This window comes from Microcoleus sp. B9-D4, from assembly GCF_036705105.1.
Lineage (GTDB): Bacteria > Cyanobacteriota > Cyanobacteriia > Cyanobacteriales > Microcoleaceae > Microcoleus.
The window spans coordinates 1-25,383 of record NZ_JAUBTS010000081.1; the positions used below are offsets into that span (position 1 = coordinate 1).

At 46.3% G+C, this 25,383-nt stretch carries 17 protein-coding genes; 13 read left to right on the plus strand and 4 right to left on the minus strand.

Annotated features, from left to right (window positions below; genetic code table 11):
• Positions 1-141 precede the first annotated feature (141 nt).
• The 3 genes from QUB24_RS29820 to QUB24_RS29830 all read left to right on the plus strand — a co-directional run bounded on the left by QUB24_RS29820 (position 142) and on the right by QUB24_RS29830 (position 4,642).
• Positions 142-903 carry a DUF72 domain-containing protein gene (locus QUB24_RS29820; RefSeq protein ID WP_333157200.1) on the plus strand — a complete coding sequence of 254 codons (762 nt, stop codon included), beginning with the start codon at positions 142-144 and terminating at the stop codon, positions 901-903.
• Between the two features lie 1,509 nt (positions 904-2,412).
• Positions 2,413-3,918, plus strand: a complete 1,506-nt coding sequence (locus QUB24_RS29825; protein WP_333157201.1) for a mannitol dehydrogenase family protein — start codon at positions 2,413-2,415, stop codon at positions 3,916-3,918.
• On the plus strand, positions 3,899-4,642 hold the full coding sequence (locus tag QUB24_RS29830; RefSeq protein WP_333157202.1) for an HAD family phosphatase: 744 nt from the start codon (positions 3,899-3,901) through the stop codon (positions 4,640-4,642). Before QUB24_RS29825 ends, QUB24_RS29830 begins: the two co-directional genes overlap by 20 nt.
• Before the next feature lie 68 nt (positions 4,643-4,710).
• Here the strand turns inward: QUB24_RS29830 and QUB24_RS29835 are convergent, their stop codons facing one another.
• Positions 4,711-6,000, minus strand: a complete 1,290-nt coding sequence (locus QUB24_RS29835; RefSeq protein WP_333157203.1) for an NAD(P)/FAD-dependent oxidoreductase — start codon at positions 5,998-6,000, stop codon at positions 4,711-4,713.
• 312 nt (positions 6,001-6,312) lie between these two features.
• Between QUB24_RS29835 and QUB24_RS29840 the strand changes: the two genes are divergently transcribed.
• From QUB24_RS29840 to QUB24_RS29855, 4 genes are all read left to right on the plus strand, one after another.
• A complete protein-coding gene (locus tag QUB24_RS29840) occupies positions 6,313-7,809 on the plus strand; it encodes a mannitol dehydrogenase family protein (RefSeq protein WP_333157204.1) in 1,497 nt (498 codons plus the stop codon).
• Positions 7,810-8,212: 403 nt separating this feature from the next.
• Positions 8,213-13,393: a PAS domain S-box protein gene (locus QUB24_RS29845; protein ID WP_333157205.1), complete on the plus strand. Its 5,181-nt coding sequence runs from the start codon at positions 8,213-8,215 to the stop codon at positions 13,391-13,393.
• Between the two features lie 21 nt (positions 13,394-13,414).
• On the plus strand, positions 13,415-14,857 hold the full coding sequence (gene xylB / locus QUB24_RS29850; RefSeq protein ID WP_333157206.1) for a xylulokinase: 1,443 nt from the start codon (positions 13,415-13,417) through the stop codon (positions 14,855-14,857).
• Positions 14,858-14,974: 117 nt separating this feature from the next.
• Positions 14,975-16,555 (plus strand): glycosyltransferase, encoded by a 1,581-nt coding sequence (locus QUB24_RS29855; protein ID WP_333157207.1) that lies wholly within the window; start codon positions 14,975-14,977, stop codon positions 16,553-16,555.
• On the opposite strand, the gene QUB24_RS29860 is transcribed toward QUB24_RS29855, so the two are convergent.
• From QUB24_RS29860 to QUB24_RS29870, 3 genes are all read right to left on the minus strand, one after another.
• Positions 16,518-16,850 (minus strand): hypothetical protein, encoded by a 333-nt coding sequence (locus QUB24_RS29860; protein ID WP_333157208.1) that lies wholly within the window; start codon positions 16,848-16,850, stop codon positions 16,518-16,520. The genes QUB24_RS29855 and QUB24_RS29860 overlap by 38 nt on opposite strands.
• Positions 16,851-17,074: 224 nt before the next feature.
• On the minus strand, positions 17,075-17,890 hold the full coding sequence (locus tag QUB24_RS29865) for an FkbM family methyltransferase (RefSeq protein WP_333157209.1): 816 nt from the start codon (positions 17,888-17,890) through the stop codon (positions 17,075-17,077).
• A gap of 286 nt (positions 17,891-18,176) precedes the next feature.
• Complete coding sequence (locus QUB24_RS29870; protein ID WP_333048859.1) at positions 18,177-18,683, minus strand: hypothetical protein; 507 nt, start codon at positions 18,681-18,683, stop codon at positions 18,177-18,179.
• 137 nt (positions 18,684-18,820) lie between these two features.
• Between QUB24_RS29870 and QUB24_RS29875 the strand changes: the two genes are divergently transcribed.
• From QUB24_RS29875 to QUB24_RS29900, 6 genes are all read left to right on the plus strand, one after another.
• Complete coding sequence (locus tag QUB24_RS29875) at positions 18,821-19,063, plus strand: hypothetical protein (RefSeq protein WP_242720156.1); 243 nt, start codon at positions 18,821-18,823, stop codon at positions 19,061-19,063.
• Positions 19,064-19,376: 313 nt separating this feature from the next.
• Complete coding sequence (locus tag QUB24_RS29880; protein ID WP_333157210.1) at positions 19,377-20,459, plus strand: ATP-dependent 6-phosphofructokinase; 1,083 nt, start codon at positions 19,377-19,379, stop codon at positions 20,457-20,459.
• A gap of 180 nt (positions 20,460-20,639) precedes the next feature.
• A complete protein-coding gene (locus QUB24_RS29885) occupies positions 20,640-21,155 on the plus strand; it encodes a thioesterase family protein (protein WP_333157211.1) in 516 nt (171 codons plus the stop codon).
• Positions 21,156-21,405: 250 nt separating this feature from the next.
• On the plus strand, positions 21,406-22,854 hold the full coding sequence (locus tag QUB24_RS29890) for a slr1306 family protein (protein ID WP_333157212.1): 1,449 nt from the start codon (positions 21,406-21,408) through the stop codon (positions 22,852-22,854).
• Between the two features lie 290 nt (positions 22,855-23,144).
• Positions 23,145-24,629: a DUF697 domain-containing protein gene (locus QUB24_RS29895; protein ID WP_333157213.1), complete on the plus strand. Its 1,485-nt coding sequence runs from the start codon at positions 23,145-23,147 to the stop codon at positions 24,627-24,629.
• A complete protein-coding gene (locus QUB24_RS29900; protein WP_333157214.1) occupies positions 24,626-25,267 on the plus strand; it encodes a type I restriction endonuclease subunit R in 642 nt (213 codons plus the stop codon). The genes QUB24_RS29895 and QUB24_RS29900 overlap by 4 nt, the downstream gene beginning before the upstream one ends.
• Positions 25,268-25,383 lie beyond the last annotated feature (116 nt).

The window sequence follows — 25,383 nt, forward strand, 5'->3', positions numbered from 1 at the left end:
TATTTTAGCAAACTTTAGTAGTGGTGGCATTGTCTAGAATACATAGATAATGTTTTTTGTCAATGCGTAAGTCCTATATAAAATTCTTAGTCCCTCTCTGCTGGGACGAAAGATTGTGTAGTAGCGATTTCAAGCCGAATCATGGAAGCGATAACGAACCGGGATGTGATTGTTCATATTGGCACTTCAGGTTGGAGTTACGACCATTGGGAAGGTGTGCTTTATCCCCACCAGCTACCGCCTCGCTCTAGGCTCGATCGCTACATCCAGCACTATCAAACCGTCGAAGTTAATAGCACCTACTACCGCTGGCCACCAAACACTACCTTTGCTAGCTGGCGAGAGCGCCTCCCTCAAGGATTTCTGATGACCGTAAAAGCGCCCCGTGGTCTAACGCACTCCAAGCGTCTTTACTCGCCAGAAAAGTGGTTGGAACGCATGAGTGAGGGACTTCAATGCCTGGGCTCACGACTGGGTATTCTGCTCGTCCAACTCCCTCCCCAGTTCGGCTGCGATTTAGCCCGCCTAGCTTACTTTCTAGAACAGGTTCCCCCCTGGATCAAAGTAGCTGTGGAATTCCGACATCCAAGCTGGCACACAGAAGAGGTATTTTCGCTGCTAGAACGCGAAGGAGCGGCTTACTGCGTGATGAGCGGCGCCAATCTTCCGTGTATCCTGCGTGTAACGGGTTCATTCGTCTATGTGCGCCTCCACGGCCCCGACGCCAACAATCTCTACGGCGGCTCCTACTCTGATGATGATTTGCATTGGTGGGCCGATCGCATCCACGAGTGGGAAAGCCAGGGGCGAAGCGTGTTCGTCTACTTCAACAACGACGGAGAGGGAAATGCAGTGAGGAACGCTTCAAAGCTAAAAAATTTTGTGGAGAATGGTAGTTCCTGACAGAATCTAATTGAGACTGTTTCCATTCTTTTGGGCGCATTCAAAAACGCTTCGCAGTTCCCTGAAGCTGAATTAGAAATCGCAGGTGGCGTTCGTCTAGGTTATTGTTTGACGATCGCACTCACCCCGAACCCGCACATCCCACTCAACCTCACCCAGCACAAGCCGATCGTATTCAACTCAACATCACGCTCGCACTTTTGGCTCCATTTCAAACAAATCCCATAGGGTGCGCTTGACAGTTGGAAACCCGAAATACTCTGTCAGTTTCTCGATGCGATAATTAAACGCTTTGTAGCGGTGTTTGAAGTACAGTCCCACATTCCCTCAGTGTTCCCACAATCCCAGCAATTTGATGGCAACCTCTGAGTAATGCGCTCTGACATCCCACTGCACTTCGGCTATCCGTTCCTCCCTTCCTCAATTAGTCGAGTCGTAATTCCAATTTTATAGAATGAGTGAGGAAACTTTAGAAATTTATGGACAGACTGAAACGGACTTGCAATGCTGTAAGCTGTTGTGCATTTAAATTGTATATTTCGAGTCCCCATCAAAAATCCTCAAATCCTCTCCCCCTCTCCTCTTCTCCCCCTCTCCCTCTCTAATACCATAGGCAATCTAGATGCAACACAGCTTATCAGCCATCCGCTACAGACAGGACTTTTCAAGGCAAGCGTTGTTTTTGGACGCTTGCTACACAAACGCCAAACTCTAACTTAACTGCTTGTAGCGAAGTATACGCTTGATTGTGGTTATAAGTCCCTCTAAAGAATTATTTGTATATTCTCCTGAAGACAGATGATAGCAGCGACCAAGGTAAATAACATACAAAGTGTACATAGTTATTAGGTAATCTAAAGGCATAATTTAAAAGCAGTCTATTTGCGCCTTATAGGAAAGACATTCGACTTACGCACTTGCCCAAGCTAAACAAAGTGGCAGTATGTGGCGTACTCTTGTGCCTTACTTCAGGCTAATGACTGCTTGATATTTGATACTTAATTAAGTTTACCTGATTTCTTCTTTCTCTGTTCTACCTGTCAGACCCTAATTACCCTGGTGTTATAAGTACCTCTAAAGAATTGTTTGTAGATTCTCCTGAATAGGGAGGATAGCAGCGACCCAGGGAAATAACATCAACGCCTACAGAGTTATTGGGGAATCTCAAGCCAGAATTAAAAGCACTCTATTTGCCCCTTATAGGACATACATTCGGCTTACGCACCGGCCAAAGTTGAACAAAGTTGCAGTAGGTCGCGTACCCTTGTGCCTTACTTCAGGTTAATGACCAATTGAGCTTTGATTCTTAATTAGGTTTACCTGATTTTTTCTTTCTCGGCTCTATCTGTCACACCCTAACTACCATCTGGTAATACGCTTCTTTGTAGATGGCACAAAGGATACCCGAAATTTTCGCAGTTTGAGACATTTGTGTTGCTTGTAGGTCATTGGGTATACCCAGACTGACCAATTTTCATTTTACCTTATCAAACTTATTTAAGAAGTCTCATGGTTAACTTACTCAGACCGCCCAGTGTTTCTTCAAGTTCTCGCTTCGGTACTGTAACTGGTTTGTGGAGGCAACAGTCTCTTTACGACAGGAGGGCGCTTAAGACTGGTATCGTCCATTTCGGGCCAGGTCGTTTTTTTAGGGGGCACCTTGCCTACATAATACATAACTATCTTGCACAGAAGGATTCCCAAGAGCAGAGATGGGGAATTTGTGGGGTTAGCCTCAAGAGTCAACAGACCATTACTAGGTTGAAACCGCAGAGATTCCTTTACACTTTGACCAAACATTCTAGTCGCGCTAAAAATCGTGAGGAAGCGGAAGTTATCGGTTCTATCAGGGAAATAGTTAATGGTAGAGAGAAGTGCGAATATGTGCTTGAAAAGATGGCGTCTCCTTCTGTGCATCTGGTGACTCTTACTATTACTCAAGGAGGCTACCATCTAGACAAGAGTTTTAATCTCGACACAACGAATGAAGACATCGCGCACGATCTGCGAAATCCTTCCACTCCAACAACTGCAATTGGCTTTATAGTAGAGGCGCTACGCCGACGACGCGATCGCAAAATGGCCCCGTTCACCACACTTTCTTGCGACAACCTCCCGAGAAATGGGGAGATCCTGCGAAAAGCAGTGCTAGCTTACGCTGATATGATCGATCCTCAACTTGCAGAATACATCAGGGATAACGCCACGTTCCCTAATTCAGTGGTAGACAGGATTGTGCCTCAAGAACAGGAATCCGACTATAACTACCCCAGCCGACTGTTGCAGGTTCGCGATCGCGCACCCATTGTAACCGAACCATTTTGGCAGTTTGTCGTGGAAGACAAATTCACAGGCGATCGACCCCAGTGGGAAGATACGGGGGTGATTATGACTAGCGACATCACTCCCTTTCTGTATATGAAGTCGAGATTCTTGAATGCAGTACACTCCTTCATAGCCTGTTTAGCTGTAAGAGCAGGTATAGAGTATATGCACGAGGCGATCGCCCTACCGGAATTCCAGTTGTTTACTCGGCTTCTCATGGACGATATCGCAGCAGCAACACCAGTGCCTCGCCAGATGTGCGAACAATATATGGAGCAGGTGTTACTAAGGCTGAGTAACGAAGATCTTCCCGATACTACTGAGAGAATCTCTTCAGAAACAGCGAGGAAAGTAGGCAAGTATATATTTCCGATACTTGAGGATGCTTATAGCCGAAAAATCAGCATGAAGCGTATTATACTTCCTGTTGCAGCGTGGCTTCTTGCAGTCAGAGAGGAGGCGAGCGAGTCTGGTCAGCCCTATTATGCCAAGGATACCCAAAGCGCAATTACAGCCATTCAAAAAGGCGCGGTAATTAGTGGGATTCTGGGATTGGAGAATTGCGAACAGACAGAGGTTGTAGATAATGAATGCCACAGGGCTTTGCAAGATCTCCAGACCCACGGACTATTGACTACGCTTAAGAATTACAGTGAGGGAGGTCTTTTAAATGAAACAGCTTCAGCATGATTTGGTGGTACTTTTCGATCATGACGGAACTGTTGTTGACAGTGAAACCATAGCACTTAAAAGCGCATGGAGGCTGACAAATGAAGTGGCTCGTGAGTTCCCTGGCGCTCAACATTATGAGCTTGAGGACTTTGTTAAAAGCTTCGCCGGGAAACCCTACAGGGAAATACTCAAAAAGCTCTACCCAGACTCATTAACCAGTCTTAATGAGCGCGATATTGACAAGCTAGTGGCTGAAGAAGAAAAGAGAGCGATCGAACGGCTTACTGTAGAAGCAAAAGCGACGGTCGGAACGCCCCAAGTGCTGTCTTACCTGCGCGACGACGGATTTCAATATGCGCTAGTAAGTAACAGCAGCTTACAGCGGCTGAGTGCTTGCCTTGGTGCTGCAGCCCTGACTGACTATTTCCCAAGCGAGCAGATATTTAGCGCTCACGACTCTCTCCCCGTTCCCCGTCCCAAGCCGCTTCCTGACATCTACCTACATGCAGTGAAGTGTCTGAACGCTGAAGTTTCCGATTGCGTGGCAATTGAAGATTCTATCAGTGGGGTAAGGTCTGCCGTTGCCGCTGGAATTGGGCAGATTATCGGTTATGTAGGGGGAACTCATATAAGCGAGGATGAACGAAGCAGCCGTGCAGATAATCTTCAGTCGGCTGGTGCCCACCAAGTTATCGAGCGGATGGAGGATCTTATCGGTCTATTATCAGCAACGCCAGTGTAAGAACACGGGGCATCACGCCTAGGCTTGATGCCCTGACTTACGATGGTGAAAAATGGCGTTGCTGAATATCAAGAATTCTGGGCCATCGAACGCTTCACTTTATGAATCCAACCTTGGCTCAGACTCAACACCTGCGAATAAGACAAGTCCGTATCTAACACCAAATCAAACACAGACGGCTTAACTAAACGGGGAAACCATCGATGGAATAGCCTTCCTATCGTCAACCGCAAGAAAAACTCAACCACCAACAACTTCGTGCGAGGAAACGAATAATTTGATAACTCTTGCAAGGCATGGGCATCCGGGACTCGCTGCTGTGAAAACTGCGGCAAAACCTTCCCCCAATCATCCCCATACTGCTCCAACAATTGTCCCAAAATCAGCACATCTTCTAACGAAGAATTACACCCCTGCCCAATCGAGGGAGACACCGCATGAGCAGCATCGCCAATCAGCAACACACTATCGCCCTCATGAAAGCGATCGCAGCGTACCGTTAGCACCTTTGCCACTGGACGCTTCAACAACGCTTCCGCTTCTTCCCACGACATCAACTGACCAAACAGCGGGAAATTTTCCTCAAAAAATGCCTTGACTTCTTCTTTCGTGGATAATCCTTCTAGGGGATTAGTCTGTGCATCAAAAATAATCACGCCATTCAACTGATCTCCGGGCTGGGGTACCATCAGCATCCGGGTTTTATTATTCAAATTCCAGGCATGGACTTTATTCGGTTCTAACTCCACTCCAGCAGTCGGATTGAGCCGACTTAAAAACACAGATTTATAGGCATCTGGAACATAGCTTTGGGAACACGGCAAGCCTGCATTCTCGACTAAATAGTCTCGAATTTGCGATCGCGCCCCATCAGCACCCACCAGTAGATCGTAGTGAACGGTAAAGCTATCTCCTTCTGAAGGTTTCAGCATCACGGTTTTAGCCGTTGCATCCACAGCCGTACATTCACAGTTGAAATGTACTTTAACCTGATTCGGATTAGAGGTTTCGGTTAATTGCTTTAACAGAATCGTCACGAGGCGATTGCGATCAATTGTGAGAACCGGATTTTCGCGAGGAATCCGTCGGGATTTCCCCTTTTTCCGATAAATAATCGTCCCGTGACAGAACACACTTTGAGCGGCGATCGCCTCCTCTAACCCAGCAATGGCTCGAATGGCTTTTCTGCCCCGTTCCTGAAGCGAGAGCGGAAATGTGCGGTTTCCAGAAACATCAGTCAACCGAGGATCGGGACGACGTTCATAGATATCAATATGATAGTTGCCCCGACGCAATAAATAATGTGCCAGTAGCAGTCCAGCCGGACCCGATCCAATGATCACAACGTTTTGAACCATAGGGGTTTACCGAATAGGATGAGTTGATGTACCCAACTTTATTATGCTTCCCCGCAGAGCCCCGACTTCTGAATCACATTGATTCAGGGCAATCAGGGTTTCAACAAAGAAGTGGGGCTCTGGGTTGTCTTTTCATCTGCGATCGGCAACCCTTGAAAAGTTAGATATTCTCAAGAATAGCTTGGGCGACAACTTCATCGGCGATCGGTTTTGCGATCGACTTGCCATGCAGATCCGCCAAAATAGAGTCCACCTTTTTCAACCATCCTGCAATACTGATAATCAGCCGTCATCACAAGGTCATACATTAAGATGAACAGCAATACCAGCACAAACTCAACAATCAAGCTGAATCAAGCATCCCTGTCTCGTTTACCTGGAAACGTGCGCGTACCCAAGTACGATCGCCATCAAATTACTAATGGAATTGTGCATATTGGGGTTGGTGGATTTCATCGATCGCACCAAGCGCTCTATCTTGATGATTATTTCCATCAGCATCCTGGTAGTGACTGGGGAATCTGTGGGGTTGGATTGCTTGACAATGACTATGACAGGCGAATACGGGATGCCCTTCAACCCCAAGATTGTTTGTATACCTTAGTTGAGCAATCGCCTGAGTGCGATCGCGCTCGGATCATTGGTTCAATTACTCGATATCTATTTGCACCAGACAATCGTCAAGCAGTTATTGAAGCATTAGCAGATCCCCAATGCCGAATTGTTACTCTAACGATCACTGAAAGCGGCTACTACTACATTGAAGGAAGTGGCAATTTCGATGTCAACCACCCGACGATGCAGCACGATTTGCAACATCCTGACCAACCAATTGGGACATACGGTTTTTTGACAGCCGCACTCTCCAAGCGGCGTCAACAGGGGTTGGCACCCTTTACAGTCTTGTCCTGCGACAATATCCAGGGCAACGGCAACATGGTGCGGAAAATGCTAACGACATTTGCCCAAATGCGCGATCGGGATTTAGGAAGTTGGATTGCTGAACACGTTGCATTTCCCAACTGCATGGTCGATCGCATTACTCCGCTGACAACCCCAGCAGATATCAAAATGGTGGCCCAACAGTTTGGTATTGATGATGCGTTTCCCTGCGTCGCGGAACCTTTCACCCAGTGGGTAATCGAAGATACCTTTTGTGCAGGCAGACCTGATTGGGAATCCGTTGGCGTACAGATGACTAAGGATGTTCATCCCTATGAAATGATGAAAATTCGGCTGCTCAATGCCAGCCATATGCTGATTGGCTATCTCGGCTCTCTGGCAGCTTATACCTACGTTTATGAAGTCATGGCTGATCCCTTGTTTCAGCAAGCAGTCGCTAACCTGATGGATGAGGTGACACCAACGCTTCAACCCGTTCCTGGGATTGATTTAGACGATTATAAAAAAACTTTAATTGAACGGTTTTCCAATCCCAAAATTCGCGATCAGCTTCCACGCCTTTGCCTGAATGGATCGGCAAAAATTCCTAAGTTTGTTTTGGGATCGATCCGCGATAAATTAGAACTTGGAGGTGCGATCGATTACCTAAGTTTGACGATTGCTGCTTGGTGTCGATACATCAATAGTCATGATGAACAAGGGCAACCTATTCCCATTGATGACCCATTAGCAGACATCCTCACTCAACGCGCCAGTTTGAGTGAATTAGATCCCAGACCATTACTGGGCCTATCTGAAATTTTTGGAGATTTAGTACAGTCGCCACGTTTCGTCGAGGCTGTTGGTGACCAGTTGCGTAGTTTGCATGAGTTTGGTGCTAAAGGAACGCTAGCCCGATTGTTGTAGGCAGCATCCGCCTCGGTAAGGAAACTTATTTGACACTGCTACGGCTGCACTACGTTAGGAATGAGAATTAAATAACTTAAAATGCGTGATGGTTCTTGTGGGATGGGCTCTTATAGCCCGTCCAGAAAGGGCGGGCGTCCCGCCCAACCCCTACTCCCCACTTTCAAGAGTGTAAATTATTTAATTCGCGATCCTTAAAGCCGTGCGATTCTCGCGTCTAGCCCAGCTCTATGTCTACGAGTGCAAAGGGAAATTCAGCCGCCAATACAGCGCAATATTTATTGATGTAATTCTTTCCTATGTATCTTCTTTCTCGCCAAAGCATCTATCTTAAGGCTGATTCTCCTCAGTGAGTAACTCAGGTTCAATGGAGAAGACCGTGTATGCAGACGGATGAATCTTCATGAAGCGCGACGCCACAGGCAAATTTGTTAGCAATTGGAACTCGGAGACGAAACAACGAGTGAGCGTATCTCTGACTAATACAGCATGGCGATCGCTCGATAAAGAGGCTCACAGGCGAGGAATTTCTCGCTCTGAAGTCATTGAAGACTTTGCCCGCACCCTTGAAGGCGAACAGTTGTTCCCTGTCCAAGAAACTGAGCGCAAGGTGGCAACAATTCTGGAAAGCATTACGGATGCTTTTGTCGCCTTCGATCGCGAGTGGCGCTACACTTACGTAAATCAGGCAGCGGCTCAAATCCTGCACAAAACACCAGAATATCTACTAGGAAAGCACGTTTGGAATGAGGTTTTTCCTGAGCTGGTTGGTGCAATTCCCTATCGAGAACTCCATCGGGCAATGACGGAACAGGTTCCTGTTTCCTGGGAAGAATTTGGGGAATCTGTCCAGCGTTGGATAGAGGCAAATGCCTATCCCTCGACTGCTGGAGTAGCAGTTTATTTTCGCGATATTACAGAACGCAAGCAAGCAGAGGCAGAACGAGAACGGTTATTGCACGAGCTTGAAATTGAACGCGCCCGATTTGAAGCCGTTTTACGACAAATGCCTGCGGGTGTAATGATTGCCGATGCAGCATCTGGTAAGTTGGTTCTGGCGAACGAACAAGCCAAGCAGATTGTTGGGTATGGCTACGAACCATCGCTTGAGCTTAACGAATATGATGCCGTCGTTTCATACATTCCACTTCGTTCTAATGGTCAGCCCTATGCCCATGAAGATATGCCCTTAGCGCGATCGCTAAAAACAGGTGAAGTCGTTACCAACGAGGAGATGGAAATTGATCGAAATGATGGTAGCCGCATTTTCATTAACGCCAACTCAGCACCGATTTTAGATAAGCAGGGGCAGATTGTTGCAGCCGTTGTTATCTTCCAAGACTTGACGGATTACAAACAAGTTGAACAGTCATTACGAGAGAGCCAAGAACGCCTGCAATTGGCACTGACGGCGGCTCAGATGGTGGTCTGGGATATGGATTTGCCGACCCATCAGGTCCTGTGTTCTGCTAATGCTCTAGACGTTTGGGGTTTTCATGAAGGGACAGGAGAAGACTTTTTTGCACTCATTCATCCAGACGATCGACAACGGGTGATCCAAGCGGCTCAAGGGGCAAATGCGGTCGAAAAGTCCTACGTGCAGGAGTACCGGGTAATTACTCCCGACGGAGTTGTGCGCTGGATCAACAGTCAGGGGCGAGTTTATCTGGATGAAACCGGACAGGGAGTTCGCATGGTTGGCGTTTCGGTTGACATCACCGAACGCAAACAGATCGAAGCAGAGCGCGATCGCCTTTTAAAACGAGAACAATCTGCCCGACTCGAAGCAGAAACCGAACGCAAGCGGTTGCATGACATCCTGATGCAATTGCCTGCGATGATTGGCATTGTTAAAGGTGCCGATCTTGTCTATGAATTTGCCAATCCAACCTATCTGGAAGGGACTGGCCGCACTCCAGACATTATCGGGAAATCAATACGGGACGTTTTCCCGGAGATAGAGGGACAAATTTACTTTGAAGCGCTCGATCGCGTTTACCGGACGGGAGAAACATTTATTCGGGAGGAGTCACCTACTTACTGGGATCGGAACGGCGATGGGGTGTTGGAAGAGGCATTTTTCCACTGCATCTTTACACCTTGGCGGGATGCTGAGGGAACCATTCAGGGTGTGTTGATTTATAACATTGAAGTGACAGCCCAGGTGCGGGCAAGGCAACAAATTGAACAACTGCTCAAGAACCTCCAGCAGAAAGAAGAAATTCAACAATTCCTAATCGAATTGAATGAGGGGATTCGTGCCATTCAAGATCCAAAAGAAATTATGTGGCAGGTGGTTTGTACTACAGGGCAACACTTTAGTGTCACTCGCTGTACCTACGGCGAAATTGATCCAACGCAGGAATATGTCATTGTCGATCGCGATTATTGCAATGGTGTAATCAGCGTGGTGGGTAGACATCACCTAGATTCGTTTGGCAGTAAACTCATTGCTGAATTAAAGCAAGGCAGAACAATCGTTGTGGACGATGTTGATAGCGATCCTCGGACTGCTGGAGCGGGGGCTGCTGCCTTCGATGCAATCCAAACCAAGTCTCTGCTATGTGTTCCATTGGTGAAAGAGGGACGATTTGTTGCATTGTTTGTGTTGCACCATGTCTCTGTTCGCCACTGGACGGAGGAAGATGTGACGGTGATGGAGCGAATTGCTCAAAAAACCTGGCTAGCCGTGGAGCGATCGCGAGCAGAAGAGAGATTGCGCGAAAGTGAAGCCCATCTGCAACTGGCAGTAAAAATCGGACGCATGGGAACGTGGGACTGGGACATGCAGACCGATGCATTGCTTTGGTCAGAAGGACACTTCACCATCCTGGGTCTACAACCGAAGGAGTGCGAACCCAGCTATGAAGTTTGGGCAAGTGCGGTTCATCCCGATGACCTAGCAAAAACCGAAGCAAAACTTCAGCAAGCCATAGGTGACAAGGCGGAGTATCACCATGAATATCGCCTGCGTTGGTCAGATGGCTCCATTCACTGGGTTGAAGCGAGAGGACAGTTTACTTATGATTCTCAGGGAAATCCCAAGCACTCGATCGGAGTTGTCATTGATATCACAGAACGCAAGCAAGCAGAAGAGGCGTTGCGTCAAGCCCTACAAAAGCTCAACTTCCATGTTGAAAACTCTCCAATGGCAGTCGTTGAATGGAATCGAGACTTTCAAATCATTCGGTGGTCTGCTGGTGCAGAGCGGATTTTGGGCTGGAAAGCCGAAGAAATTCTGGGCAAATCTTTAACAGAGATACCTTTTGTCTTTGAGGAAGACCTCGAATCGGTGACTGAAGTCTGCCAACGGCTGGTCTATGGTGAAGAACCCCATATTTTTTCATACAACCGCAATTACACGAAAGATCGCAACATTGTGCATTGCGACTGGTATAACTCCAGTCTCAGGGACGAATCGGGACGGATGATTTCGGTGTTATCGCTGGTGCTGGATGTGACGCAGCGCAAGTATGCAGAACAAGAACGAGAACAACTGTTAGAACGCGAGCGTCTTGCACGATCCGAAGCAGAAGCCGCACAGCGCCAACTGGCAACTATTTTTGACACGTCTCCGGTTGGACTTGCCCTGTTAGATGCACAGCAGAGATTTATTGCCATCAACGAAGCATTAGCAGAAATTAATGGATTAACCCGCGAGCAACACTTAGGCTATTCAATTCCAGAACTTTTTGGTGAATCCGATCCCAAATTAGTTGAAGTCTTCCATCAGATTTACGCCACAGGGAATCCTTTCATTTCACCCAACTTTGCAGTGAATGTTCCGGGACGCAGCGATCGCCGTCCCGGTTACTACAACGTTTACTATCTTCCAACTGTTAACTCAAATGGTCAGGTCGAAGGGGTTCTAGTCTATGTGGTAGATGTGACGGAACGAATGCAGTTAGAGCTTGCCCAACGCTTTCTCTCTGAGGCAAGTGCGGTGCTGGCATCCTCACTCGATTATCAAACTACTCTAGAGCAAGTCGCGCAGCTTACAGTGCCGGAATTAGCGGACTGGTGTACTGTTCACATCATAGAAGAGGATGGTGCGATCGAGCAGATTGCAGTTGCTCACATCGACCCGGCTAAACTGGAATGGGCATATCAGATTAGAGAAAAGTATCCGCTGAACCCGGAGGACGCTCGCGGTGCTGCATACACATTACGAACTGGGCAACCGGATTTAGTGCCGCAGATTCCCGATGAACTGTTGGTACAGGCAGCGCGTGATTCAGAGCATTTAGAGATGCTGCGGCAGGTTGGATTCAGCTCTGTGATGACGGTGCCACTACGAACTCAGGCACGAATTTTAGGGGTCATTTCCTTTATCTGTGCCGAATCTGGACGACGGTATACCTCAGCAGATTTGCAACTGGCAGAGGAATTGGCGCGTCGTGCTTCCTTGGCGATCGACAATGCTCAATTATACCGATTGGCTCAACGCGATCGCGCAAAAGCAGAAGCTGCTAACCGGATTAAAGATGAATTTTTAGCCGTATTGTCCCACGAGTTGCGATCGCCTCTCAACCCGATTCTGGGCTGGACAAAATTGCTACGAAGTCGGCGCCTCGATGCCACAAAAACCGAGCAAGCCCTAGAAACGATCGAACGCAACGCCAAGCTGCAAGCCCAATTAATTGAGGACTTGTTGGATGTTTCGCGCATTCTGCAGGGAAAAATGACGTTAAACGTCGCTCCTGTGAATCTAGCGGCAATGATTGAAGCCGCCCTAGAAACGGTACGACTGGCCGCCGAAGCCAAACACATTCAAATCCAGACCACATTTAATCCTATTTCAGGAACGGTTTCAGGTGATACGAATCGCCTCCAACAGGTAGTCTGGAACCTCCTTTCCAATGCCGTGAAATTCACCCCAGGCGGAGGACGAATCGAGGTGCAACTAGAGCAGGTTGGTATGTATGCTCAGATTCAAGTCAAAGATACTGGAAAAGGCATCAGACGAGACTTCTTACCCCATGTGTTTGACTACTTCCGTCAAGAAGATGGCACAATAACCCGACAATTCGGCGGATTGGGATTGGGGCTGGCGATCGTCCGTCATTTTACCGAACTGCATGGAGGAACCGTTCAAGTAGACAGCTTAGGACAGAACTTAGGGGCTACATTTACCATCCGGCTACCGTTAAACATCGTAGAGCCGGAACCCTCTTCTGATGACAGGCACGCAGAAAGTGCGACAGACTTAGCAGGTATTCAGGTCTTGGTTGTGGACGACGATGCAGATATGCGGGAGTTGGCAGCATTCACCCTGATGCAATCTGGCGCACAAGTTACGACAGCAGCTTCGGCTCCACAGGCATTGACCCTCCTGAATCAATCTGTTCCCGATCTACTCTTATGTGACATTGGGATGCCCGATATGGATGGTTATGCCCTGATTCGGCAAATTAGAAAGTGGTCACCTGAACAGGGAGGCACGATTCCTGCGATCGCACTTACTGCCTATGCTGGAGAAATCAATCAGCAGCAAGCCTTAGCTGCGGGATTTCAGATGCATATCTCCAAGCCTGTTGAACCTGATGAATTGGTAAAAGCGATCGCCCGTTTGCTAAGACACTGAATGATTTGAGGATTAGCTATCATGCTGCTTGGAATTGATTTAGGAACAGGCTCTGCTAAGGCATTGCTCCTAGCGACAGACGGAACCACTATAGGTGAAGCATCAACATCCTATCCTGTTCATGCACCCCAACCTGGATGGGCTGAGTCGGAGCCAGAAGATTGGTGGTTAGCTGTTGCCTCGGCTGTGAGGAAGGCTGTAGGAAATCACGCTGATCAGGTACTGGCGATCGCACTTTCAGGGCAAATGCACGGCGTTGTCCTAGCTTCGGAGTCGGGTCAGCCCTTGCGCCCTGCTATCCTCTGGGCAGATACTCGCTCTAGTGCCACGCTTAACACTTATCATTCCCTCGATGCCCCTATTCGAGAGCGATTGGGCAACCCGATTACGGCTGGAATGGCTGGCCCCACTTTGTTGTGGCTACGAGAACACGAGGCTACTGTCTACACCGAAGCGCGTTGGGCACTTCAGCCAAAAGATTGGCTGCGGTTACGGATGACTGGAGAAGTTGCAACTGAACCATCTGATGCTAGTGGTACTTTGCTTTACGATGTGGTGTCGGATAACTGGGCAGAGGATGCAATCTGGGCGCTGAATCTACGTGGTGATTGGTTACCAAAAATTATCCCCTCTAGTGCGATCTCCGGCTACCTCACAACTATTGCTTCAGAGCATCTTGGCTTAAGAGTTCGCTTACCCGTTATCGCTGGTGCGGCGGATACGGCAGCGGCAGCGCTTGGTAACGGACTACTAGAGCCTGGTTTGGTTCAACTAACGATCGGCACAGGCGCTCAAATCATTACACCTCGATCGCAACCAATTATCGATCGTCATGGTCGTACCCATCTATATCGATCGGCCCTACCTAACCAGTGGTACACCCTTGCAGCAATGCAAAATGCCGGGTTAGCGCTTGAATGGGTGCGAGGAATCCTTGGCTTGAGCTGGCAGGAAGTCTATACTAAAGCGTTTTCTGTTCCCCCAGGATGTGAAGGGTTGACATTTTTGCCCTACCTCACGGGTGAGCGAACTCCACACCTTGACCCCTATGTACGCGGGGCATGGGTAGGGCTGGGACTTCATCACACACAGGCGCACTTGATGCGGGCAGCTTTAGAGGGAGTTGCTTTTGCCTTGCGACAAGGTTTTGAGGCACTTGAGGCCACAGGTTTTAAAGCGACAGAACTGCGTTTAGCAGGCGGTGGAACCGCAGAAATGCCTTGGAAACAATTACTGACTGATGTATTGAGAATACCCCTCTATGCAACTACAGTTGCTGCGGCTTCCGCGCGTGGTGCTGCTCTACTGGCTGGTATAGGAATTGGCATATACGCAGAGGCTAATGACACGATCAAACTGGCAGCCACACCAACGCTTGCTGCAACTCCGCAATCTGTTGATCCAACCTTAGAAGAGGCTTGGATGCGATATCAATCGCTTTATCCACAACTTAAAAAAAGTTGATAGGAGTTATGCCTCAAGGAGGACGTGCTAGAACCTATCCACAATTTATTCTTAAGCTAAGACTCTTTAACATCAGTCAAATAAAATAACTTTACTACAAGAGGAGGTAGATATTACATGAACATATTAGCTGGAATTAAGCTACCAAAATCAGCCGAGAGTTCGGATGTATATATACGGTGTAATGAATCTGCATCTATAAGCTACCAGGAAGATGACAAAAAAGTTGTTTTATCTCAGGGTGGTGTTGTCTCCTCAAATTCTTATTTTAATTCGTTTTACGAGAGATATTATACTCAATATACAACTCTTAGCTCTATCTACTATGTGCTGAAACTTGAAGGCGATTTTAAAGTTTGTGTTTACAGAGAATTTGATGGACAAAAAAACAAAGAAATAATTTCTGAAGAGAGCTTTGAGAAATGTCAATTCTCTGATCCTGTAAAAATCTCACCAATAAATCTCCTTCAAGGCAAAAAAGCGGGCAGAATATATTTTGAAATAACTTGTTCTAGTGAACAGGGTGAATTTAAAGGGGCATGGATAGCAACTGATCAAAGTAAAACTAGAGAAGCATCCTTGGGGATTGTAATTTGCACCTTTAAAAAAGAGGACTTCATACAAAATACATTAACTGCAATTTTTCAAGATGAATTACTAGAAACCAAGGACTTTAAAGTATTCGTTGTTGATAATGGTAGAACTTTAGATGAAGCTGATTTTGGAAAGCCAAAAATGAGGCTAGTTCCTAATATAAATGCGGGTGGAAGCGGTGGCTTTACTAGAGGGTTGGTCGAAGCTTTAGAGGAAAAAAAATATTCTCACTTTTTGCTTATGGATGATGATATAGAGTTAGAAAGTGAATGTATTTATAAATTATTTCCTTTGTATGAATACGCCAATTCTGATTTTGCTGTAGCGGGTGGACTGCTAAATTTACAAAAAAAGCATATCTTGTATGAAGCAGGAGCCTCGTACAACGCCTATTCTAAAACTAGAGGATTTGGGCCTGGGGCATTAATTGCTTTAAATTATAATATCGATTTACGAGATTCTAATTCTCTCAACAGGTTGCTCAAGGAAGAAGATGTAGACTATGGCGGATTTTGGTTTTTCTCTTTTTCTAAGGAACTTGTTGAACAAACTCAATTACCGCTGCCTTTATTTATAAAAATAGATGATGTAGAGTTTGGTTTAAGAATAAAAGAGTTGGGCAATAACATTGTAGCTTTTCCATCACTGGCGGTGTGGCATCAACCAGCGGCGGCAAAGAATGTAAATTGGGAAAATTATTATTATATCCGCAATGATTTAATAGCTTATTCCATCCATTATTCTCCAGAATATATGGATGCAGTTGAGCATTTGACAAAAGTAATACTTCAGGCTTTAGCAAAATTTGATTATAATCATGTAGAGATGGTTGTAAAAGCTTTTGAAGACTATCTAAAAGGCCCAGATTTTATCAAAAACACTGACCCAGAAAGCTTTCACATGAGCATTGTAAAGCTTAGTAAAAGCTATAACAACCAAAATGAGGTAGATAAAGTAGCTGGTACTAACCTTTTGACTAGGTGGTTTAAAGTTGCTGCTGAAGGTATTAATGAATGGTCATCCGTAAGTACACAATGGAAAAGTGCTTCAAAGGAGATGACATCTACTATATTTTGGCAGCAATACCTTGGGCTAAAGAAATAGAACTGAGAGCCTCTATTGGTTGATGGTTGACAGCTTCGACTGCCAGCAACTCAACAATCCACCACAAAAGCGCCTTGGGATTAATTGTGGTAGTTGACACTCCCCCGTCACAGCGTAGGGCTGTTTCGGGGCAACCACGGGGGATTGCCCCTACGGAAAACCAGGCTTTTGTAGTTTCGGGGCAACCACGGGGAGTAGGGGTCGGATTGCCCCTACGGAAAATCAGGCTTTTGTAGGGGCGGTGCCAAGAGTGCCCGCCCTCACCCACAGATGATGTCATGGGCATTTCAGGCATCGGGGCTCTTCACGAGGGTTTGCCCCTACAAGAGAATGAAACAGCCCTGCCGCATTAGGGCATTCCTACTTTCTGATATCCAATGAAAGCCAATTTACAACAGATTGCAAGCTTATAGACGACAATAGCAGCATTTAGAAAACCAGTTTTTTAGAGGTTGAGGATTAATTAAATAAGCGTGCGAAGTGCGACCCGGATTGGGTGTCAGATGGAAGCAATTTGAGTTAAATGATGACATAATCTTCGCCCAAAACAGCTTGAGTGACCTGTGGTTCCGGCTCTACTGGGTCGCTGTAATGAGTTTCAATGTGTTGGATGAAACTTTCCCGATAAGCTTTGAGATGCGAGTTAAGTGCTTCGATATCCTGCTCTCCTGTCGCGTAACCCCTCTCTTTTCGGAAGTGACCGGATTCCTTAACAAAAGCCATGTCAACTTGCCACAAAGCCTGATCAGTCGGGCGATATGACAAATCAACAATATCGTAAGCTGCAAATCCTTGAGACTTCATAAAACTCATTACATCATACATCTGACCGAACAATGTAACTTCTACAATTACATATTCAGTCTGCTGCAAAATCTCAGTTGCTCCTGCTAAAACATCTAATTCCTGTCCGTCTACATCAACTTTAATTAAATACGGGCATGGCAAGTTTCTTTCCCTGCATATTCCATCCAGGGTAATGGCTGGTATGTTTCTCAAATAAGGATTGCTGCTGTCAGTAACGCGATTTTCATAAATTGAAGAATGCAGCATACTGGGACTGACGTTGAGGGTGAAAACTCCCGATTCTTTGGTCGCCGCAGCGATAATGTATTCTGCACTTTTGAGTTTGCGGCAAATTTTGGCGAGATAAGGTTCATTTTCGGCGATGGGTTCAATTAGCAAATGTCGCGCATCGGGGAAAGTTTCGTAAAGGTTAAAAGTTCCCAAGGCGGCACCGACATCAATCACAGTTTTTGGTTGAAAACCTAACTGTTTAGCCAGCAACAAGCTGCCTGACATCGAGTTTCTAAGAGGTTCTGTTTGTTGGGTCACAATTTTTTCCGGATTTCAATGTGGATAAAGTTAATATTATGTCTTGCAGCAGAGTTATTGTATGTCCGAATAAAGAAACGAAGCAATCGCAAACCTCCGCGATTGCTTCCCTTCGGATCGCAATGACAGAAATAGGTTTCAACTGAGATATTGCACCATTCTCAATCAGTTTTTTGAGGAACAGGCTTTCCGGCCTGTTCCACAAAGAGTGAATTTTCTGGTGAAACAGGGATCTTGCCTGTTAAGCGAGAATGGTGCAATATGTGAGTTTCAACCCAACTTGCTACTATTTCGCGGATTTCTGCGCCTTGTTTTCCGGTTCGACAGATTGCAAAGCTTCGTCGAGAATGGCCCGCGCTTCTTCGGCTTTACTTCTAGCTTCTCGATAGCGGACGTTAGCTTGAGCAAAGTTTTTGAGAACCTTGAAACCATCTTTTAAACGGCCAATTTCTTCTGCCGTCACAGCCTCATCTGTAAACAAAATGTCGATCGCAGCCCGGATTTTGAGGGCTTCTTCGCGGGATTCCATGACTTTCAATTTGAGACTTGCCAAATTGCTCAAAATCTGGACGGCTTCAGTAATCGCGTCCTCGCCGTCAGACGCAGCATCTTCGATATCCTTAACTTCAACAAACTGCTTGGGCCCAAATCCCTCCACGAGTTCCGTAGGCAGCTTGCCCTCATCCATGAGATCCATCAGCCGATCCATCGCTTCTTCGCGGGCTTTGGCTGAATCTTTCCCTTTGACAGTTAAAATAATTTCGGGGCTTTGAGGAAGTGTATAGCGAACCATATTTTGACAGCCTGTGCGCGAAAACAATTGAATGATATTTTATCTTTATTCGATCGCCAGTTGCAGCTATCAATCTGCTCCCTTACCAACTGCTTGCCAAAAGTTGACAGATATGCACTCACAAGGAACGCTCCACCATGAAAGATAAATTTCTTAACTTACTTAACTTGCTTTTAGTAGCTGATGTGTTTTTCGTCTTTGCCATTTTTGGGTGGTTTGTGATCGCAGTAGCAGGTCGATCGACTGGGGTGAATCTCGGTTTTGATTTGTGGTACAGTCTCTGGCAGCCCGTATTTAATCCCGCCCTCGGAATTCTTATGGGCGGTGCTATTCTCAGCGGTATAATTAACCAAGTTTCTAAACGCCTCAATCCCAAGTAAAATTGATGTTTTGTTGGAGACGGTGATTGGCGATGCTACTTAGTGGGCGATCGAACTTGTGGAATGCTTCAGAGATGAGGCACTCAATTAGGTCGATGAAGCTTGAAAATACATAAGTAGTCAAAAACGAGTGAAACGCTCCCCAAAGGAGCGATATCTTATCAAAGCAATCACAAAAGTTATGATAGCTTTACATTCTGTTACAGAGTAAAGTTTATTTTCGCCTACCTATTTACGTCGAAAATCAGGATTGGACGATCGGCATCTAAAAATATCAACTCATGTTCTGAGCAACAAAAGTCGGGCATTAATTATGGGAGAACAAAAATGTATAGGTATCCTCACTAGCGGAGGTGACTGTGCAGGCTTAAATGCAGTTATTCGAGCCGTTGTCCACCGCGCAACGGGAACTTACAATTGGAAAGTGATGGGGATTCGTCAAGCCACCAACGGATTGATGAGTCGTCCCCCTGAAGCAATTCCGTTGGATATTGAGAAAGTAGACTCGTGGCTCACCATTGGCGGTACGATGCTAGGCACGACAAATAAGGGCGACCCTTTTGCTTTCCCGATGCCTGATGGGACTCTACGCGATCGTTCTGACGACATTATCGAAGGCTATCATCAACTAGGTCTGGATGCCTTAATTGGCATTGGTGGCGATGGCAGTCTCGCCATTCTCAGGAAGATTGCTCAACACGGCAATTTGAATTTAGTTGCTATTCCTAAAACAATAGATAATGATGTCGGAATTACCGAGCGTTCCATCGGTTTTGATACTGCTGTCAATATTGCCACTGAAGCACTCGATCGCTTGCATTTTACTGCGGCAAGTCACAGCCGCGTCATGATTGTCGAAGTCATGGGACGCGACGCTGGACATATTGCGATCAGTGCCGGAATTTCTGGAGGAGCTGATATAATTTTGATTCCAGAAATCCCTTACACAATTTCCCAAATCTGTGCCCAAATCCAAGAACGCCAAGATCGGGGAAAAAACTACTGTTTAATTATAGTAGCGGAGGCTGTGCGTACAGAAGCAGGCGAGTTAGTAATGCACACAAATCGCTTAGGTCAAAGTCGATTAGGCGGAATTGGTCAGTATTTAGCTGATACAATTTCTGACTGCAGCGGTGCAGAAACTCGCGTCACTGTTTTGGGGCATATTCAACGCGGAGGAACTCCTTCATCGCTAGAAAGGTTAATTGCTTCTGCTTTTGGCGTCGCAGCAGTTGATTTAATTGCCGAAGAGAAATACGACTGCATGGTATCTTGGCAAAAGCGGGAAGTTGTGAGCGTTCCTCTGGAAGATGCGATCGCCAAATACAGACCTGTAGACTTCGATGGTACTCTGGTTAAAACGGCTCGCGGTTTGGGAATTTGTCTGGGAGACTAAACAATTACCCGTCCGATTTCTTAAAGGTTTAGTCGGGGACGCACTCAGAACCACAAAACAGGGTTAACCGAGACTGAAGGTTTTAAGCCAGTGTATTGTGGTTAAAAAACCAAGGTGCTCACCGGCCGTGCTTCCACGACTAATATTAACCTGGAAGTAGTGGCGTTTCAACTATGATTAGTGTACCTTGCAATTAGTTCCGAGCGAGTATCGACCCAGAGCGCGATCGCACTCGGAACTACAAAATACCGCAACAAGTGGAAAGGGGAGAAATTGACACCATTTACTACACAAATTAGAGTGCGACATTATGAAATGGATGCTCTCGGTCACGTAAATAATGCTGTCTACCAGCATTATTTAGAACACGCTGCGATCGAACATTTAGAACATTTGGGATTTACTCTCGATCGCTACCGGGAATTGGGCGGCGTCTTTGTAATGCGACGGATAGAAATTGACTATTTGCGATCTGCCGCATCGGGCGATCGATTGGAGATATCCACTTGGATCGAACAAATGCGCGGCCCGCGCGCTGTCCGACGCTACGAAATTCGCTTGGCTGGAAGTGACGAAATATTGTTAAAAGCAGAGGCGCTTTGGGTTTGGGTTGAAGTTACCACCATGCGCCCGCGAGCAATTCCCAAACAAATAATTGATATTTTTGAATCACAATCTCAAGCATTACCAACCTAGAGAAAAAATCAACTATTATATTTGCAAAATCATGTAAAAATCTATTGGTTTGTAGTGAGGACTTCAGTCCTTCATTCCCCCTTTGTAGAAGTACAAAAAGTTGATTGTGGCCGGGGCCGCAAATCCCGATCGCAAAAAGTCGGATCGCCCGCCTGCCAGTTTGGATGCCACAGAGGTACGATGGAATATAGGGAGGGAGGCCAAGCCCGGTAAGGTTAAGCTTGGCGACAATACCCACAGGAAGGGAAAAATGACACTTAACTTGCGGCGACCGATTTTGATAGGCGGAATAGGACTTTCAGCAGCGCTGTGGCTGCTGGAAACTCTACAGCATTCGGGTTCAGAAATGGGCGAAACGGCACTGATCGGCTTGGCGGCTGCCGGTGCGGGGTATTGGTGGTGGAAGCAACAATCCCCCAAACTCGAACTCGCACTCCCGCAACCCCTGGCGAACCGGGAAGCAGCCGAAAAAGCGATCGCGGCTTCAGAAACCGCAATTAAATTGCTGGCTTCAGAAGCTCAAAACTCCGCAGATCCTGCTAATCTAACAGCAAAGCTCGATCGGCTCAGAACCGAATTAGACAGACAAGATTTGCGGATTACCGTCACTGGCGGCAAAGCTGTCGGCAAAACTGCCTTAATTCAAGTTTTAAATTCTAATTGGGCATCTCAACACCAGCAAAAGCTTAGTTTACAAGAAACAGCACCGCTATTTGCTAATACAAATGCCGATGCCAAAATCAATGGTGATTTAGCGCTGTTTGTGACAGCGGGCGACATCACAGATTCAGAATTTCAAACATTATCTCAGCTAGCTTCCGCAGGTCAGCGCGTGCTGCTAGTGTGGAACAAACTAGACCAATATTTGCCAGAACAGCAGTCGCAGGTTTTGCACTCTTTGCAGCAGAAAATGCAAGGAATATTGGGAACCGAAGATATAATTGCGATCGCAGCTTCTCCCAATTCTATTAAAGTGCGCCAGCACCAAGCGGACGGCACATTTAAAGAACGCATCGAAAATCAAGTCTCTCAACTCGACGCGCTGACGGAAAGATTGACTAAAATCTTAACGGAAGAACGCCAACAGTTGGTCTGGGCGAGTGCAGTGCGGGAGGCTGCAAGTATCAAGTTAGAGGCCAAAACCTTATTAAATGCAGTCAGGCGCGATCGGGGAATTCCCATTATCGAACAATATCAGTACATCGCCGCCGCCGCCGTCTTTACTAACCCGGTTCCCGCTTTAGACTTGCTAGCAACAACCGCCATCAGTACCCAACTCGTAATCGACCTCGGCGCCATCTACCAGCAAAAGTTTTCCTTAGACCAAGCTAAAACAGTAGCGGCAACTTTGGCTAATCAAATGTTCAAATTGGGATTAGTAGAACTCTCTACCCAAACTATTACTGGACTGTTAAAAAGCAATGCCGTCACCTATGTAGCAGGAGGCGCAGTGCAGGGAATTAGTGCCGCATATTTTACCAGAATAGCAGGACTGAGTTTAATTGAATATTTCCAAAGTCAAGAACTGGAAAATGCTCCCAAAGGCATTTTCAATCTCGACCAGTTGACTAAAACTTTGCAAGCAGTATTTACGCAAAATCAGCAAGTTTCCTTCTTGCAATCTTTCGTCAACCAAGTGGCGAGTCGCCTTTCATCTCAGGTATCTGGGCCCGAAACCGTTAAGTCGGCGGCCAATTAAGTAAAATAAAGGAACAGGCAAGATGCCTGTTCCACAAGACAGTTTTTTTGTTTTGGAACAACAGGCAAGATGCCTGTTCCACAAGACAGTTTTTTTGTTTTGGAACAACAGGCAAGATGCCTGTTCCACAAAAATTTTTTGTTATTGTGGAACGGGCATCTTGCCCGTTCAAGATTTTTTGGAAAACTCACCACTAAAAAATTATAAATTTATGAAAAATTGTATTAAAATAAGAAATAGGATTTATAATTCGACGATCAATTATACCTGCTTAAAAAAGCCGATCGCCAATGGCTGACAATTCCCTTCAAGAAAATCGCTTATCCCTTGCCCGCGCCAGTTTGCGCGAAGCCCTGGCGCGCTACTCCCACCTGCGCCAAGGGAAAAAAAACTCGAATAATACAGAATTAGAAGCGGCGCTGCAATATCAGCTAGATATCTTAACTTCCACCTCAGAAAAACTAGACTACAACATCATCCGCATTGCTACTTTCGGCTTAGTCAGCCGTGGCAAGTCAGCCGTATTAAACGCGCTTTTAGGTCACAAAATTCTGCAAACAGGCCCCCTCAACGGCGTGACTCAGTGGCCACGTTCCGTGCGGTGGAGTGTGCCTTTATCCTTCCTTGACAGCGAGGAACCCCCCCAACCCCCCCTTGGCAAGGGAGGGAAAGGAGGGGTGCAAGTTGAATTAATCGATACTCCTGGACTTGATGAAGTTGGTGGCGAAGTGCGCGGCGAAATGGCGAAACAAGTAACTCGCCAAGCTGACTTAATTCTGTTTGTCGTTGCAGGCGATATTACCCGCACTGAATATCAAGCACTGTGCGAATTGCAAACAGCTCAAAAACCGGTAATTTTAGTTTTTAATAAAATTGACCTTTATCCAGAATTAGACAGAAAAGCTATTTACCAAAGTTTGCAAGCGCTGGGAAATTCAGAACAGTTAGCACCCGCTAAGGTAACAGAGGAAACAGATAGCGAAAATTTGTCCGATCGCCCAAACAACCCATCTGATAAATCTACTGCAAAATCACCGCTTAAAACTGCCAAATCATTAGAAATAGTCATGGTAGCCGCCGAACCAGCACCGGTGCAAGTGCGGGTGGAATGGGCCGACGGAAGAGTAACTAACGAATGGGAGTCGCCCCCCGCGCAGATAGACGAACTCAAACATAAAATTCTCACAATTCTTAACAGAGAAGGTCGATCGCTCCTCGCTCTAAATGCTTTAGTTGAAGCTAGAGATGCCGAAGCAAACATTGCCCGTCACGTTCTCAAATTGCGACAAACAGAAGCCGAAGATTTAATCTGGCAATTTGCAAAATATAAAGCTTTGGCTGTAGGTTTAAATCCAGTGGCATTCTTGGATGTAATGGGAGCAACTGTCGCAGATTTAGCCTTAATTCGCTCATTATCCAGACTTTACGGCTTACCCATGACTGGTTACGAAGCCGGGAAACTTTGGCAGACTATTTTCTCTAGTGCTGGCGGCGTACTTTTGGGAGAATTAGGTAGCAGTTTCCTCTTGGGATTTGGCAAAACTGCGGCCGCTGCGGCCCCGCACATCGGCTTTTCTACTTTTGCCGGAGTCGCTGTCACTCAAGCTAGTTTAGCAGCTTACGGAACCTACGCTGTCGGTCGCGCCGCCCAAGTTTACTTAGAAAAAGGCTGCACCTGGGGCCCCCTGGGACAAGATACGGTAATTCAAGAAATTCTCGCTACCATCGAGCGTAATACAATTATCGATCGGTTGCAGCAAGAGTTTAAAATATGACACAAACAACAGCCATTACTGAAATCATCCAAACTTTAGCAGATGTTGAATCTCGATTCAATATTACGCGAACTGAATCCGAGGGATTTTTCCCAGAATGGTATGCAGATTTACCCGAAATTACAGAAGTCGATAAAGCCGCCCTCAATTTAATTCGGCGGCGATATCTCTATCATTTAAATGATGGAAGCCTTACAGAAGGAACCGTTACGCTAATCATGGGTTCGCCTCTATTGGAACGAGCGGGTTTTTACGATCCACCTTTTAAAATGATGGCTGAAAAATCTGTACAAATTGTTTTAGATGACGAGGATGATGAAGTAGAAACTCTCAAGAGACGGATTGATGTTTTAGTGATGCAAAATCAGTTTAGGGTGACACTCTTAGAGTCGAAGCGCACCACCATTTCCGTAATGTCTGCACTTCCCCAAACACTAGCATACATGACCGCCAATCCCCGCAAGGATAGACCGAGTTTTGCTGCGATGACAAATGGCAGTGAAATTGTATTCGTCAAGCTAGACTTTCAGAATCCGCCTCAATATGACTTATCAAGAATATTTTCACCTGTTCCTCTAATGAACGAACTTTATACGGTTCTTCAAGTCTTGATAAAAATTGGTCAACTGATTGTGTAGCCCTAAAAATCTCAGTTGACTAGGGTTCGTCAATCGATTTTACTGTAGTTTAGACTAAATAAAGATGAGAAAGGTGGCTTCAGAAGAACTAGAGCCACCGCGCTGGGAGAGAATAA

Bases quoted from the DNA above. Each gene is read 5' to 3' on its own strand.
- QUB24_RS29820 (WP_333157200.1), top strand. From the start codon at position 142: ATGGAAGCGATAACGAACCGGGATGTGATTGTTCATATTGGCACTTCA.
- QUB24_RS29880 (WP_333157210.1), top strand. From the start codon at position 19,377: ATGGGAGAACAAAAATGTATAGGTATCCTCACTAGCGGAGGTGACTGT.
- QUB24_RS29845 (WP_333157205.1), top strand. From the start codon at position 8,213: ATGAAGCGCGACGCCACAGGCAAATTTGTTAGCAATTGGAACTCGGAG.
- QUB24_RS29870 (WP_333048859.1), bottom strand. From the start codon at position 18,683: ATGGTTCGCTATACACTTCCTCAAAGCCCCGAAATTATTTTAACTGTC.
- QUB24_RS29890 (WP_333157212.1), top strand. From the start codon at position 21,406: ATGACACTTAACTTGCGGCGACCGATTTTGATAGGCGGAATAGGACTT.
- QUB24_RS29835 (WP_333157203.1), bottom strand. From the start codon at position 6,000: ATGGTTCAAAACGTTGTGATCATTGGATCGGGTCCGGCTGGACTGCTA.
- QUB24_RS29825 (WP_333157201.1), top strand. From the start codon at position 2,413: ATGGTTAACTTACTCAGACCGCCCAGTGTTTCTTCAAGTTCTCGCTTC.
- QUB24_RS29895 (WP_333157213.1), top strand. From the start codon at position 23,145: ATGGCTGACAATTCCCTTCAAGAAAATCGCTTATCCCTTGCCCGCGCC.
- QUB24_RS29900 (WP_333157214.1), top strand. From the start codon at position 24,626: ATGACACAAACAACAGCCATTACTGAAATCATCCAAACTTTAGCAGAT.
- QUB24_RS29840 (WP_333157204.1), top strand. From the start codon at position 6,313: ATGAACAGCAATACCAGCACAAACTCAACAATCAAGCTGAATCAAGCA.
- QUB24_RS29860 (WP_333157208.1), bottom strand. From the start codon at position 16,850: ATGCCTGAAATGCCCATGACATCATCTGTGGGTGAGGGCGGGCACTCT.
- QUB24_RS29830 (WP_333157202.1), top strand. From the start codon at position 3,899: ATGAAACAGCTTCAGCATGATTTGGTGGTACTTTTCGATCATGACGGA.
- QUB24_RS29875 (WP_242720156.1), top strand. From the start codon at position 18,821: ATGAAAGATAAATTTCTTAACTTACTTAACTTGCTTTTAGTAGCTGAT.
- xylB (WP_333157206.1), top strand. From the start codon at position 13,415: ATGCTGCTTGGAATTGATTTAGGAACAGGCTCTGCTAAGGCATTGCTC.
- QUB24_RS29855 (WP_333157207.1), top strand. From the start codon at position 14,975: ATGAACATATTAGCTGGAATTAAGCTACCAAAATCAGCCGAGAGTTCG.